This window comes from Selenomonas timonae (assembly GCF_014250475.1).
Taxonomy (GTDB): domain Bacteria; phylum Bacillota; class Negativicutes; order Selenomonadales; family Selenomonadaceae; genus Centipeda; species Centipeda timonae.
The window spans coordinates 2,261,611-2,274,421 of sequence record NZ_CP060204.1 but is presented as its reverse complement, the minus strand read 5'-3'; the positions used below and the strand labels follow the sequence as shown (position 1 = coordinate 2,274,421).

Below are 12,811 nucleotides of genomic sequence, written 5' to 3'. Positions count from 1 at the left end.
GCTCTTATGGATTCTTCTTCAGCCACATACTCCACGGTACGGCATAGTCGTTCTCGTGATTCTGCTGAACGTAATCGTAGAACTTTGCGATCATCTCTGACTTGTGATGGTAGTCTGCATCCTCCCATTCCGTCGGTGCATGCTGCATGGTCGGGTCGTAGGCGAGGTATGCTCCGCCGAGCAGGTACTGACGATAGAGGATGTCCTTCAGCGGGACGGAGGGATTTTTTATCATATCGTACATCGCCATAAAGCTGGTCGTGCGTCCCTTGCCTGCCTGACAGTGAAAGTGTATCCATGTGTCCGCGGGAATTTTTTTCACGAGATCGACAAATTTGTCGATGGTCTGCGGGTCTGCCCATTTGTGGTCGGTGACGGCGAGACGGACGTAGCGCACGCCCGCATCCTCGACCAGCTGGCGCTCCGTCATCGCCTCCATGACGTGAATGGTCTGCTGATTTTTGGGCTGCTTTTTCTTATCGAGGTGCGCGAGCACTACGATCTTTCCCTGTGCACTGCGAATGCGCATGTTCTCGTCACGCAGTGCCTCGTGCTTCGTCCTGCCGATGTTGCCCCAGTCGTGCTTGCCGTACCAGCTGACGGCGTTTCCATTCATGAAGCCGTGCGACTCCTGCCGCAGATCGACGATACAGATCGAGCCCTTTGCGCGCGTGTGCAGGTCTTTCAGCAGTGCATGAAAGGCAGGGACGGAGAACTCTGCGCTTCCCGAGAGCGGCAGGGCGTCCAGTCCCTCACGAGAGGGAGTGTAGTTCGGGTCGACACCGAACTTCGCTGTGTCTGTCCGCGTTTGGAACGGCGATCCCGCCGTGCGGAAATTGTGCGGCAGCTCCGCCGCATTGCCCGCAGTCATGTCGATGCGCCAGAGATAGCCCCGGTAGTCTGCATTCGTATCGGCGGCAGAGGCAGTGTATGGGATGATACATAGCGTGCATAATAGCAGGGCAGTGAGTAAATGTTTGAATGCGTGCATGAGATCCCTCCGCTGTGTGAACCGACGATCCTTTCGGAATCGCTGATAAAACCTTTGCTCGAATGACGTGGATTTTATCTGTGCTGTCTATATCCATTGTTGGTTATAGCACTCTTTGGATAAAGGTGCAAGAGAAATCTTGGGCAGATGTCGCCTGTTCCTTGAAAAATCCCCTTCCGTGTGCTAGAATGACGTGACTATGCTACGGGAGGGGTTTCTTTGTACGAGAAAGTAGATACCAATCTGAATTTTGCCGCGCGCGAGAAAGCCGTTGCGGATTTTTGGCGCGAGAATCATATTGCACAGCAGGCGGTGGATCAGCGTGAGGGCTGCGAGACGTTCACGTTCTACGACGGTCCGCCGACGGCGAACGGCCGCCCGCACATCGGGCACGTTCTGACGCGCGTCATCAAGGATATGCTGCCGCGCTATCAGTCGATGAAGGGGCGCAAGGTGCTCCGCAAAGCGGGCTGGGATACGCACGGTCTGCCCGTGGAGCTGGAGGTCGAGAAGGCGATCGGCATCAACGGTAAGGAGCAGATCGAGGACTACGGCATCGAGCCATTCATCAAGAAGTGCCGTGAGTCGGTCTGGACGTATAAGGCGATGTGGGAGGAGTTCTCCGATGTCGTCGGCTTCTGGGCGGATATGGAGCATCCCTACATTACCTATGAAAATGACTTTATCGAGTCCGAGTGGTGGGCGCTCAAGGAGATCTGGAAGAAGGGGCTCCTCTATCAGGGACACAAGATCGTCCCGTACTGCCCACGCTGCGGCACGCCGCTCTCTTCGCACGAGGTTGCGCAGGGCTATAAGGATGTGACGGAGCGTTCGGCAATCGTGCGCTTTAAGGCGGCGGACGAGGATGCCTATTTCCTCGCATGGACGACGACGCCGTGGACGCTCCCGTCGAACCTCGGCCTCTGCGTGAATCCGAATGTGACCTATGTGAAGGTGCGCGTCTACGGCAAGGTCTACTATCTCGCCGAGGCTCTGATGGACAGCGTATTTGCGGATTCGTGGGGCGACCGTGAGATCCTTGCGACGATGAAGGGCAGCGAACTCGAATACCGCAAGTACGAGCCGCTCTATCCCTTTGCAACGAAGGACGTGCAGGATAAGGCGTTTTTCGTCATCTGCGACGACTATGTCACGACCGAGGACGGCACGGGCATTGTCCACACCGCACCCGCCTTCGGTGAGGACGATAACCGCGTCTGCCGCAAGTACGGCATGCCGTTCGTTCAGTTCGTCAATGACAAGGGTGAGATGACGGAGGAGACGGACTGGCCGGGGGTCTTCGTAAAGGATGCCGACCCGTTGATTCTCGACGATCTCGAAAAGAGCGGCAAGCTCTTCAAAGCCCCCGAGTTTACACACAGTTATCCGCATTGCTGGCGATGCGACACGCCGCTGATCTACTATGCACGTGCCTCGTGGTTCATCCGCATGACGGCGGTGCGCGACGCGCTCGTGGCGAATAATGCGACGGTCAACTGGATTCCGAAGACGATCGGCGACGGGCGTTTCGGCAACTGGATCGAGCATGTGCAGGATTGGGGCATCAGCCGCGACCGCTACTGGGGTACACCGCTCAATATCTGGAAATGCTCCTGCGGGCACGAGCATTCGGTTGGTTCAATCGAGGAGCTGCGTGAGCTTCAGCCGAATTGTCCCGCCGATATCGAGCTGCATCGTCCGTACATTGATGCAATCACGTTCCCGTGTGAGAAGTGCGGTGCACAGATGCACCGCGTGCCCGAGGTCATCGACTGCTGGTTCGACTCGGGGGCGATGCCGTTCGCGCAGTGGCACTATCCGTTTGAGAACAAGGAGATCTTTGAGAAATATTTCCCCGCAGACTTCATCTCCGAGGCGGTCGATCAGACACGCGGCTGGTTCTACTCTCTGATTGCGATTTCGACGCTGCTCTTTGACAAGAGCCCGTACAAGAATGTCATTGTCCTCGGTCATGTGCAGGACGAGAACGGGCAGAAGATGAGCAAGTCGAAGGGGAATGCGGTCGAGCCGATGGACGCGCTACGCCGTCACGGTGCAGATGCGATCCGTTGGTACTTCTACGAGAACAGTGCGCCGTGGCTGCCGAACCGCTTCTCCGACGATGCGGTGCAGGAAGGCGCACGAAAGTTTATGGGGACGCTCTGGAATACCTACGCGTTCTATGTTCTCTATGCGAATATCGACAATTTCGACCCGACGGCGCACACGCTTGACTACAGCCGCCTCTCGGTCATGGATCGCTGGGTGTTCTCACGTCTGAATACGATGGTGCGCACGGTGGATGACTGCCTCGGCAATTACCGTGTCACCGAGGCGGCGAAGGCGGTGCAGTCCTTTGTGGAGGAGCTGTCCAACTGGTACGTGCGCCGCAGCCGCAGCCGCTTCTGGGCGAAGGGCCTGGAGCAGGACAAGGTGGATGCCTACCTGACGCTCTACACCGCGCTTGTGACAACGGTGAAGGCGGCGGCACCGATGGTGCCCTTTATCACGGAGAGTATCTACCGCAACCTCGTCTGCTCGGTGGACAAGACGGCGCCGATCTCCGTGCATCTTGCGGACTTCCCGACGGTGAACGAGGCGCTTATTGACACGCAGCTTGAGGAGAATATGGAGATCGTCCTCGCGGTTGTCACCCTCGGACGCGCGGCGCGCAATGCGGCGAATATCAAGAACCGTCAGCCGGTCGCGCGTATGTTCATCAAGGCGGAGCATACGCTGCCGGAGTTCTTCGTTGAGATCATCGAGGACGAGCTGAATGTCAAGGAGGTTGCGTTCCGCGACGATATGTCGGCCTTCCTCGCCTATCACGTGAAGCCGAATTTCCGCGTGCTCGGTGCGAAGGTCGGCAAGCAGATGAATGCGGTCAAGAAGGCACTCGAGGAGAGTGACGGCGCGGCGGTGAAGGATGCGCTTGCGGGCGGCGGCAGCTATACGCTGCACCTCGCAGACGGCGATGTCACGGTCACGTCGGAGGATGTCGAAGTGACCGTCTCGCAGCAGGAGGGCTACAACTGCCAGAGCTATGGCGGCGTCACGGTTGCGCTTGAGACGACGCTTACGGAGGAGCTCCTTGCGGAGGGCTTTGTCCGCGAGATCATCAGCAAGGTACAGACCATGCGCAAGGAATGTGGGCTTGAGGTGACGGATCACATTGCGCTTGGCCTTACGGGGAATGCAAAGCTCACGGCAATCGCCCAGAAGAACGAGGCGTTTATCCGAGAGATTACGCTCGCTGATTCCGTATCCTACGACACGCCCGTTGGTACAAGCAAGGACTGGAACATCAACGGTGAGAAGCTGACGATCAGTATCAAGTAAAATTTTCGGCAACGAGCCGCTTTGTTCGGGGATTCCCGAATGAAGCGGCTTTTCTATTGACATTGTGGGGACATATCGTATAATGAAACACAACAAGCGAATTGTGAAATAGGAGAGTGGTCGCAATGGTAAAATTCAGCTACTACGGTCATGCGGCTTTTTTGCTCGATGACGGGACGAACAGGGTTCTTGTGGATCCATTCCTGACGGGAAATCCGACGGCAAGCATCGCGGCGAATGAGGCCGCCTGTGACTTTATCCTGCTCACACACGCGCATGGGGATCATCTCGGCGATGCACCATCGATTGCGGCACGCACGGGGGCGGCGATTGTCGCCATCCCCGAGGTCATCTCCGTCTGTGAGGGGCAGGCGTGCGCAGAGATCAAGTCGCATCCGATGAACATCGGCGGCTCGCTTGACCTGCCGTTCGGAAAGGTACGCATGACGTTCGCCCAGCACAGCGCGGGCGTTGCGGGCGGGATTGCCTGCGGCTTTGTGATCTACATCGGCGGCAAGGTTGTCTACTACTCGGGTGATACCGCTCTCTTCAGCGATATGCAGTTGATCGGACGCAAGGATGCGATCGACTATGCCGTGCTCCCCATCGGCGACAACTATACGATGGGTCTTGAGGATGCGGCGATGGCGGCACAGTGGCTGAACGCGAGCCATGTCATCCCCATTCACTACGATACATGGCCGATCATCGCGCAGGAAGTGAACCACTACAAGGAGGTCACGGAGGCGATGACGCGTGCGCGGGTGAATATTGTTGCGCCCGGCGAAACCATCGAACTTTGACCGTGCATGCAAAAAGCCCGCTGCTCGTCCTCGTCGGACCAACGGCGGTCGGAAAGACGGCGCTTTCGCTGCAGCTTGCGGAGGCGCTCGGGACGGATATCATCTCGGGCGACTCTATGTGCATCTACCGCGGCTTCGATATCGGCAGCGCAAAGCCGACAGCCGAGGAGCAGGCGCGTGTGCGGCATCATCTCGTAGATATCTTGGACGCAGACGAGCCGTTTTCCGTGACGGAGTTTGTCACATGCGTCGCTGCGCTCGTACGGGAGCACGAGGAGCAGGGGCGGCTACCGTACATCGTTGGCGGGACGGGGCTCTACATCAAGGCTCTCATTGAGGGCTATGACTTCAACGAGACACAGGAGCACAGCTGCTTCCGCCGCGCGATGGAGAGGATTGCACAGCGACGCGGAAATGAACGTGTGCATGGCTTCCTTACACATCGCGATCCCACAGCAGCGGCACGTCTGCACGCGAACAATCTCAGGCGCGTCATCCGTGCACTTGAGACACTGCGCTACGGTGCAGAGCATATCTCACAGGAGAGCGCGATGGATGCGGGGGATGCGCCCTACGATGCGTTTGTCATCGGACTCACGCGGGCACGTGCGCATCTCTACGAGCGGATCAATATGCGCGTGGAGGCGATGTTTGCGGCGGGGCTTGCGGACGAGGTGACTGCTCTCCTTGCGTGCGGGATTTCACGCGCTGCCCCGGCGATGAAGGGCATCGGCTACAAGGAGACGGCGGCGTATCTCGCGGGTGAGATGAGCTTTGCAGAAACACTCGCTGCCATCCAGACGGCGACGCGCCGTTTTGCAAAGCGTCAGATGACATGGTATCGGCGCATGCCCTACATCCACTGGTATGATGCGGATACACAGACAGAGACCGAACTCCTGCACGCGATCCTTGCGGATGTGTGTGCATGGCAGTGCAATAGAGAAAGGAGCGCTCAGGCGTGACGGCAAAAATCATCAATCTGCAGGACAATTTTCTCAATCAGGTGCGCAAGGACGGGATGCTCGTGACGATCCATCTTGTGAACGGCTTTCAGATCAAGGGAACGGTGCGCGGCTTTGACAATTTCGTCGTCATGGTGGACACGATGGGAAAGCAGCAGATGATCTACAAGCATGCGATCTCGACCATCACACCCGCACAGCCTGTCAAGACCATGACGGAGGAGTCCTGAACCTGTGGAAAACGTAATGCTGCCGGAATGTGTTTGGTGCGGCATTTTTAGGAATCACTGATAAAATGAAGTCTGCCGGATGGCGGCAGTGTTTATCAGTGATTCCTTTATTTGAGGAGAAGATATGAAGACACGCGGTTTTGAAATCATCTCGATGTATCGGGCGGTAGGCATCCATCTGCCGGAGCGCAAGACGGGGGCGAGTACGGGCTATGACTTCGCTGCGGCGGAGGAGGTCGTGATCCCGCCGGGGGATGGGGCTCTTATCCCGACGGGCGTCAAGGCGTATATGCAGCCCGACGAGGTGCTGCTCATCTACATTCGCTCGAGTGCGGCGCTCAAGAAGCATCTCATGCTGATGAACAGCGTTGGTGTGATTGATGCGGACTACTACGGGAATGCGGAGAACGAGGGACATATCTACATCCCTCTCTACAACTACGGGAAAGAACCTGTCCGCATTGCGGCGGGGGAGCGCATCGCGCAGGGGATCTTCACGCATTATCTCACGGTGGATGGCGATACGGCGGGCAGCGGAGCTGTGCGCGCAGGGGGATTCGGATCGACGGGTTCCTGACATAATGTCCCGCGAATTTGTTAAATAACTTTCATTCACGACACAATTTTTGACAGGAAAACGAAACTCATTTATAATGACGTTGCATTACAATAAATATGATCGGGATGGAAATCTCTTATGAAACTTTCGACGAAGGGGCGCTACAGTGTGACTGCGCTCTATGAACTTGCCCTCCACTACGGGGAGGGGGTTGTTCCGCTCAAAACGATTGCGCAGACGCAGCTGATCTCGGAGACCTATCTCGAGCAGCTGATGGTGCCGCTGCGCCGTGCGGGTCTTGTGGAGAGCGTGCGCGGGGCGCAGGGCGGTTACACACTCGCGCTTCCGCCCGAGGAGATCACCATTGGGCGCATCATTACGGCGGTGGAGGGGCCGATTGCTCTCGTGGACTGTCTGCTGACGGATGCGGAGGCGGGTGATCAGAGCTGCGTGCGCGTGGGACAGTGTGTGACGCGCCAGATCTGGAAGGAGGTTCGCGACAGCATCAACGCTGTGCTGAACAATATTTCACTTGCAGATCTCATGGAGCGCAATCAAAACCGCGTGGGATGCAATCAGTGAGATATTCTGCTCTCTGCACTTTTGAAGGCTTTACAGCAGAATGGAAAATATTTGTCTTTGCTCAAAACTTCATGTATAATTAGAACGATATATTCCGAAAGTGACACACGTTTGGGAGGGAGTCTCATGGTAGGGGACATCTTGCGGCGCGAGCGCGAGAAGCAAGGGCTGACGATTGCCGATATCGAGAAGGGGACGAGTATTCGCGGGCTTTATATCGAGCACATCGAACGGGGCAACATCGCCGAGTTGCCGGGGCTGGTCTATGCAAAGGGCTTTGTGCGGAATTATGCAAAATTCCTAAATCTGGATGCGGAACCTCTCGTGCAGCAGTTTGCAGAGGAGAACGGGAGCACGAGTGCACCCGCGCCGCCGCTGACGGAGGCACCGCCGCGGCGCATTTCGCTGAGCAATGTGGGCGATGAATCCCTCTCGCAGATTTCGATCGGCAGCTCGAGTTCCTCCTATGCGGGGATCTTCGGCAAACTTGCCGTGGGTATCATTGTACTTGTCGCTCTCGTGGGCGGCGGTGCGGCTGTGATCTCTGCGATCAACTCGTCTGCGCAGGAGACGCCTCAAGCGCCGTCGGTGAAGACGGAGCAGCCGGCTACAGCATCTGCAGCAGCAGAGGCGGATGCGTCCGATGTGGCGCGTACAGCGGCGAATGCGGATGGGGTGCGCGTGAGCGTAACCCTTTCGGAGCGCTGCTGGACAGAGGTCAGCGTCGACGGCAAGGAAGTCTTTGAGGGGATCATCGAGAGCGGCAAGACCGAGAGCTGGCAGGGCAGGGAGAGCGTTGTTGTCCGCGCGGGCAATGCGAGCGCGCTCGACGTGACGTTCAACGGCAAGAAGCTCGGAAAATTTGGTGAGAACGGCGAAGTCGTGGAACGCCGCTTCACGAAGACGACGAAGGATCTGAAGGATACGCTGCTGCCCGCACCTGCACGTGCAGAAAAGAGCAGCACCTCGGACAAGAAGGATGCCAAGAGCACAAAGGATGCGGTGAAGACGCAGTGAACTACGGCGCATGAGGAAGGATGAGCACGATGAAATGTCCTTTTTGCAAGAAGCCGGACAGTCGGGTAATCGACTCGAGAGCCGCTGACGACGGGGCGACAATTCGCCGCCGCCGCGAGTGCGGCGAGTGTGGACGGCGCTTTACTACCTATGAGGTGGTGGAGAAGCTGCCGCTCATGGTGGTGAAGCGCGACAATCGGCGCGAGCCGTTCAACCGCGATAAGCTCCTCACGGGAATCATCCGTTCCTGTGACAAACGCGATATATCGATGGAGCAGATCACGAACTTCGTCGCGGAGATCGAGCGCGACATTCGAAACCGCACGGAGCCGGAGGTGCCCTCGGAGAAGATCGGGGAGATCGTGATGGAGCGGCTGAAGGATTTTGACGAGGTCGCCTACATCCGATTTGCCTCCGTCTATCGGAAGTTCGACGACATCACGAATTTTATCGAGGAGCTCGAAACACTGCGCGCGCGACGCGGGAAGGAGTAATTAGAACGAAAGAGGTAGAACTTGGATCATCGGCTGAAGAGCAGTTTGCAGGAGCGCTTTGCACGGGAGCGCGGCAGCTATCGCTATCCTGCGGGAGGACGCACGCGCTTTGCGCTCGTCTATCCGAACACCTACTTCGTCGGGATGTCGAACCTCGGGATTCACATTATCTATGATCTCCTCAATCGGCGCGGAGATACGGCGTGTGAGCGCGTATTCCTGCCCGACCGCACGGAACTCCCGCGCTATGAGCGCACGCAGACGCCGATGATGAGCGTGGAGACGCAGACGCCTCTTGCGGACTTCGCTGTCATCGGCTTTGCCATTTCGTTTGAAATGGACTATTTTCACGTTGTTAAAATGCTTGCGCTCAGCCATGTGCGTCTGCGCGCCTCCGAGCGTACGGCGCGTGATCCACTCATCATTGCGGGCGGGCCGTGTGCGACGTTCAACCCCGAGCCACTGGCGGAGATTGTGGACGCCTTTGTGATCGGAGAGGGGGAGGCAGTTATGCCTGCCCTGATGGATGCCTATCACGAGGGTGTTCGTCAGGGCACGGATCGCGCCGCACTCCTGCGTCGCCTTGCACGCGTCCCCGGGGTCTATGTGCCCGCGCTCTACCGCGTGGATTACGATGCGGCGGGACGGATTGCCGCGCTCTCGTCCGAGGGGGAGATTCCGCAGACAATTGCGCGGCAGTGGGTCGAGGATCTCGACGCGCATCCTGCGCATACGGTTGTGGTGACAGAGGATACGGAGTTCAACCTCTATCTCATTGAGACGGCGCGCGGCTGCGGACGGCACTGCCGCTTCTGCATGGCGGGCTACTGTTTCCGCCGCCCGCGCAACCGCTCCCTCGCCGTCATCGAGGAAGAGGTGCGTGCGGCGCTGCCCTACGGGAAGAAGATCGGGCTGATGGGGGCGGCGATCTCGGACTATCCCGAGATTGACGAACTCTGCCGATCCATCCTCGGCGAGGGGCTCTCCATGTCCGTCGCTTCCTTCCGTGCGGATTCGGTGACGAAGGAGCTCGTCGAGGCACTTGCCGCAAGCGGTCTGCAGACGCTGACGCTTGCGCCCGAGGCGGGGAGCGCGCGGATGCGCGCTGTCATCAACAAGGGCATTGAGGAACATCATCTCTTTACGGCGATTGATCTCGGTGCGGCGGCGCATATTCCGAACTTCAAGCTCTACATCATGGTGGGGCTGCCGTTCGAGGAGGATGCGGACATCGCGGCGATCATCGACCTTGCCGAGCGGCTGCGCCGCTATATGGACGAGAGGGGAAGCCGCGGGACACTCACGCTCAGCGTGAATCCGTTTGTGCCGAAGCCCTTCACGCCGTTCCAGTGGATGCCGATGGCATCCAAGAAGCGCCTCGACGCCGTGATGAAGACTCTCACACAGGCGCTGCGCCGCACGAAGAAGATTGTCGTCAATTTCGAGTCGCCGAAGGAGGCACTCGTACAGGCGATTCTCGCGCGCGGCGACCGCCGTCTCTCCCTGCCACTTATGCGCGCCGCAGCGGGCCGCGGGGCAAAGGATCTCGTGCCCGAGATGCGGGACGCGGGTCTCTCTCCCGACGACTATCTCACGCGCGAATGGGCGGAGGATGAGATACTCCCGTGGGAGCATCTCGATATGGGGTTTACGAAGCACTATCTGCGGCAGGAATACGAGCGGGCAGAGTCGCTCAAGGCGACGCTTGGCTGCTTTGACGGCTGCACGCGTTGCGGCGTCTGCAGAGCGAACAAAGAAAGGACGAACGCATGAGTTTTGTACTGCGGCATATACGGGACAATATTTGGAGTGGGCGGCTCGATATTTTTCCCGAGGACAGGCTCGTACATGGCTTCTCAGCGCGGCAGGGCGGCGTGAGCGTAGCGCCGTTTGACGCGCTCAACATGGCGCTGCACGTCGGCGATGATCCCGCGCACGTTTGGGAGAACCGACGGCGGTACTTTGCGGCACTCGGTCTAGACGCCGAGCGCATTTGTACGATCCGTCAGGTGCACGGCACGGAGATTGTGCGCGCCTTTCGGCGGGATGCGGGGCGCGGCGCGCGGGACTATGCGGACGCGCTTGCGGATGCAGATGCCGTCATCACGAACGACAGCGGCGTTGCGCTCATGCTCTGCTATGCGGACTGCGTGCCCGTTCTCCTCTACGACCCCGTCCACAATGCAGTAGGCGTTGTCCATGCGGGCTGGAAGGGCACCGTGCAGCGGATTGCGGCACAGACCGTCGCACGCATGGGCGAGGAGTTCGGCACGGAGCCCTCTGATGTGATTGCGGGAATTGGTCCTTCCATTGGAGCGGGATGCTATACGGTCGGCGCGGAGGTTGCGGAGCGCTTTCGCACGGCATTCCCATCCTATGCGGATGAGATTATAGAGGAGAGGGATGGCGCAATCCATCTCGATCTCTGGTCGGCGAATCGTCTGCAGCTTGTAGAGGCGGGCGTTGCTGCGGGCAATATCGATAGTGCGGACACGTGCACCTCATGTGACCGCGCATTCTTCTATTCCTATCGTGCCGCAGGCGGCAGGACGGGGCGACTGGCGGCGGTGATGGAACTGAGATGAATGACGATATGATGATAGGCACACGGATTCAGGAGGTGCATGCGGCGATCGAAACCGCACGCGCACGGCGTACGTCCGTCCCGAAAGATGCGCCCGTGGAGCTGATTGCCGTGACGAAGAATCATCCCGTAGAGGCAATGCAGGCCGCGATCGACGCCGGTATCATGAACATCGGTGAGAATCGCGTGCAGGAGGCGCTGGACAAGGCACAGACCTTGGAGCGTGAGGTCAAATGGCATCTCATCGGACATTTGCAGCGGAATAAGGTGAAACATGCTGTACGGCAGTTCGATCTGATTCATTCGGTGGATTCCGTCCGCCTTGCGCAGGAGATCGACAAGGCGGCAGAGAAATTCGGCAAGGTGCAGAACATCCTCGTGCAGGTCAATTTGGCGCGTGAAGAGAGCAAATCCGGTGTATACCGTGAGGAACTAGATGATGTACTTGCGGAAATTGAGGTGCTGCGCGCCATTCGCTTGCAGGGATTTATGTGCATTGCGCCGAATTATGACGATGTGGAGGAGTGTCGCCCACTCTTTCGCGCGATGTACGAGCTGTTTCGGCAGGTGAAGGAGTGTGAGCCGCGCACGGCGGATATTCGCTACCTGTCGATGGGTATGACCCACGATTACGAAATCGCAGTGGAAGAGGGAGCAAATCTCGTGCGTGTTGGCACGGCGATATTTGGTGCACGTCAATATGCACTAGGAGTGTGAGGGATCAGTGAGTATCTTTAAGAAAATATCCACGAAATTCATCGGCATTACGCCGGAGGATGAGGCGGAGGAAAACGAGCAGCAGGAAGCGGAGAAGGAGAAGAAGTCCGCGCCTGTGACCGAAATCGGCGCACGTACGAACCGACGTGTGGAGACGGGGGCAAACCTCTCTGCATTTCCGGACTTTTCTGCGCCTTCGAGCACGGGTGGCGGCACCCCGATCGACAATGTGGTCGCGGCATACCGCATGAATGTCGTTGTCATTGAGCCGCAGACCTTCGATGATGCACAGCAGGTCGCGGTCAATCTGCAAAAGAAGAAGCCCGTTGTGCTCAATTTTGAAAAGACGGAGAAGAGTGTGGCAAACCGCATTATCGACTTCATCAGCGGCACGACGTATGCGCTCAACGGCGACATCAAGAAGATCAGCAACAATGTTATCCTCTGCGCACCGCATAATGTCAATGTCAGCTACTCCGAGGAGGAGCATCGTCTCGGCGACGATATGTCGTTTCCAAACAGGTAGCAGA

The 12,811-nt window shown here is 58.0% G+C and carries 13 protein-coding genes; 12 read left to right on the top strand and 1 reads right to left on the bottom strand.

What is annotated here, in order from left to right:
* Positions 1-4: 4 nt before the first annotated feature.
* Positions 5-991 (bottom strand): phosphatase domain-containing putative toxin, encoded by a 987-nt coding sequence (locus H1B31_RS10970; protein WP_185980344.1) that lies wholly within the window; start codon positions 989-991, stop codon positions 5-7.
* Between the two features lie 219 nt (positions 992-1,210).
* Between H1B31_RS10970 and ileS the strand changes: the two genes are divergently transcribed.
* The 12 genes from ileS to H1B31_RS10910 all read left to right on the top strand — a co-directional run bounded on the left by ileS (position 1,211) and on the right by H1B31_RS10910 (position 12,807).
* Positions 1,211-4,330, top strand: a complete 3,120-nt coding sequence (ileS, locus tag H1B31_RS10965) for an isoleucine--tRNA ligase (protein ID WP_185980343.1) — start codon at positions 1,211-1,213, stop codon at positions 4,328-4,330.
* Between the two features lie 125 nt (positions 4,331-4,455).
* Positions 4,456-5,133 carry a metal-dependent hydrolase gene (locus H1B31_RS10960; RefSeq protein ID WP_185980342.1) on the top strand — a complete coding sequence of 226 codons (678 nt, stop codon included), beginning with the start codon at positions 4,456-4,458 and terminating at the stop codon, positions 5,131-5,133.
* Positions 5,130-6,098 carry a tRNA (adenosine(37)-N6)-dimethylallyltransferase MiaA gene (gene miaA / locus H1B31_RS10955; protein WP_185980341.1) on the top strand — a complete coding sequence of 323 codons (969 nt, stop codon included), beginning with the start codon at positions 5,130-5,132 and terminating at the stop codon, positions 6,096-6,098. The genes H1B31_RS10960 and miaA overlap by 4 nt, the downstream gene beginning before the upstream one ends.
* Entirely contained in the window at positions 6,095-6,328 is a 234-nt protein-coding gene (hfq, locus tag H1B31_RS10950) for an RNA chaperone Hfq (protein ID WP_009441885.1), read from the top strand. The genes miaA and hfq overlap by 4 nt, the downstream gene beginning before the upstream one ends.
* Before the next feature lie 124 nt (positions 6,329-6,452).
* Complete coding sequence (locus H1B31_RS10945; RefSeq protein WP_185980340.1) at positions 6,453-6,905, top strand: dCTP deaminase/dUTPase family protein; 453 nt, start codon at positions 6,453-6,455, stop codon at positions 6,903-6,905.
* A 120-nt stretch (positions 6,906-7,025) separates the two neighbouring features.
* On the top strand, positions 7,026-7,469 hold the full coding sequence (locus H1B31_RS10940) for an RrF2 family transcriptional regulator (RefSeq protein WP_185980339.1): 444 nt from the start codon (positions 7,026-7,028) through the stop codon (positions 7,467-7,469).
* A gap of 126 nt (positions 7,470-7,595) precedes the next feature.
* Complete coding sequence (locus H1B31_RS10935; protein ID WP_185980338.1) at positions 7,596-8,486, top strand: helix-turn-helix domain-containing protein; 891 nt, start codon at positions 7,596-7,598, stop codon at positions 8,484-8,486.
* Between the two features lie 29 nt (positions 8,487-8,515).
* Positions 8,516-8,980: a transcriptional regulator NrdR gene (gene nrdR, locus H1B31_RS10930; protein ID WP_037347088.1), complete on the top strand. Its 465-nt coding sequence runs from the start codon at positions 8,516-8,518 to the stop codon at positions 8,978-8,980.
* A 21-nt stretch (positions 8,981-9,001) separates the two neighbouring features.
* Entirely contained in the window at positions 9,002-10,753 is a 1,752-nt protein-coding gene (locus H1B31_RS10925) for a TIGR03960 family B12-binding radical SAM protein (RefSeq protein ID WP_185980337.1), read from the top strand.
* The gene (pgeF, locus tag H1B31_RS10920; RefSeq protein ID WP_185980336.1) at positions 10,750-11,565 is read left to right on the top strand and encodes a peptidoglycan editing factor PgeF; all 816 of its coding nucleotides are present in this window, start codon (positions 10,750-10,752) and stop codon (positions 11,563-11,565) included. Before H1B31_RS10925 ends, pgeF begins: the two co-directional genes overlap by 4 nt.
* A complete protein-coding gene (locus H1B31_RS10915) occupies positions 11,562-12,281 on the top strand; it encodes a YggS family pyridoxal phosphate-dependent enzyme (protein ID WP_185980335.1) in 720 nt (239 codons plus the stop codon). Before pgeF ends, H1B31_RS10915 begins: the two co-directional genes overlap by 4 nt.
* Before the next feature lie 7 nt (positions 12,282-12,288).
* Complete coding sequence (locus H1B31_RS10910) at positions 12,289-12,807, top strand: cell division protein SepF (protein WP_009441877.1); 519 nt, start codon at positions 12,289-12,291, stop codon at positions 12,805-12,807.
* Positions 12,808-12,811: the final 4 nt, after the last annotated feature.

Coding starts and splice junctions, on each gene's coding strand:
- H1B31_RS10940 (WP_185980339.1), top strand. CDS start 7,026: ATGAAACTTTCGACGAAGGGGCGCTACAGTGTGACTGCGCTCTATGAA.
- H1B31_RS10970 (WP_185980344.1), bottom strand. CDS start 991: ATGCACGCATTCAAACATTTACTCACTGCCCTGCTATTATGCACGCTA.
- H1B31_RS10945 (WP_185980340.1), top strand. CDS start 6,453: ATGAAGACACGCGGTTTTGAAATCATCTCGATGTATCGGGCGGTAGGC.
- H1B31_RS10915 (WP_185980335.1), top strand. CDS start 11,562: ATGAATGACGATATGATGATAGGCACACGGATTCAGGAGGTGCATGCG.
- H1B31_RS10935 (WP_185980338.1), top strand. CDS start 7,596: ATGGTAGGGGACATCTTGCGGCGCGAGCGCGAGAAGCAAGGGCTGACG.
- pgeF (WP_185980336.1), top strand. CDS start 10,750: ATGAGTTTTGTACTGCGGCATATACGGGACAATATTTGGAGTGGGCGG.
- H1B31_RS10960 (WP_185980342.1), top strand. CDS start 4,456: ATGGTAAAATTCAGCTACTACGGTCATGCGGCTTTTTTGCTCGATGAC.
- nrdR (WP_037347088.1), top strand. CDS start 8,516: ATGAAATGTCCTTTTTGCAAGAAGCCGGACAGTCGGGTAATCGACTCG.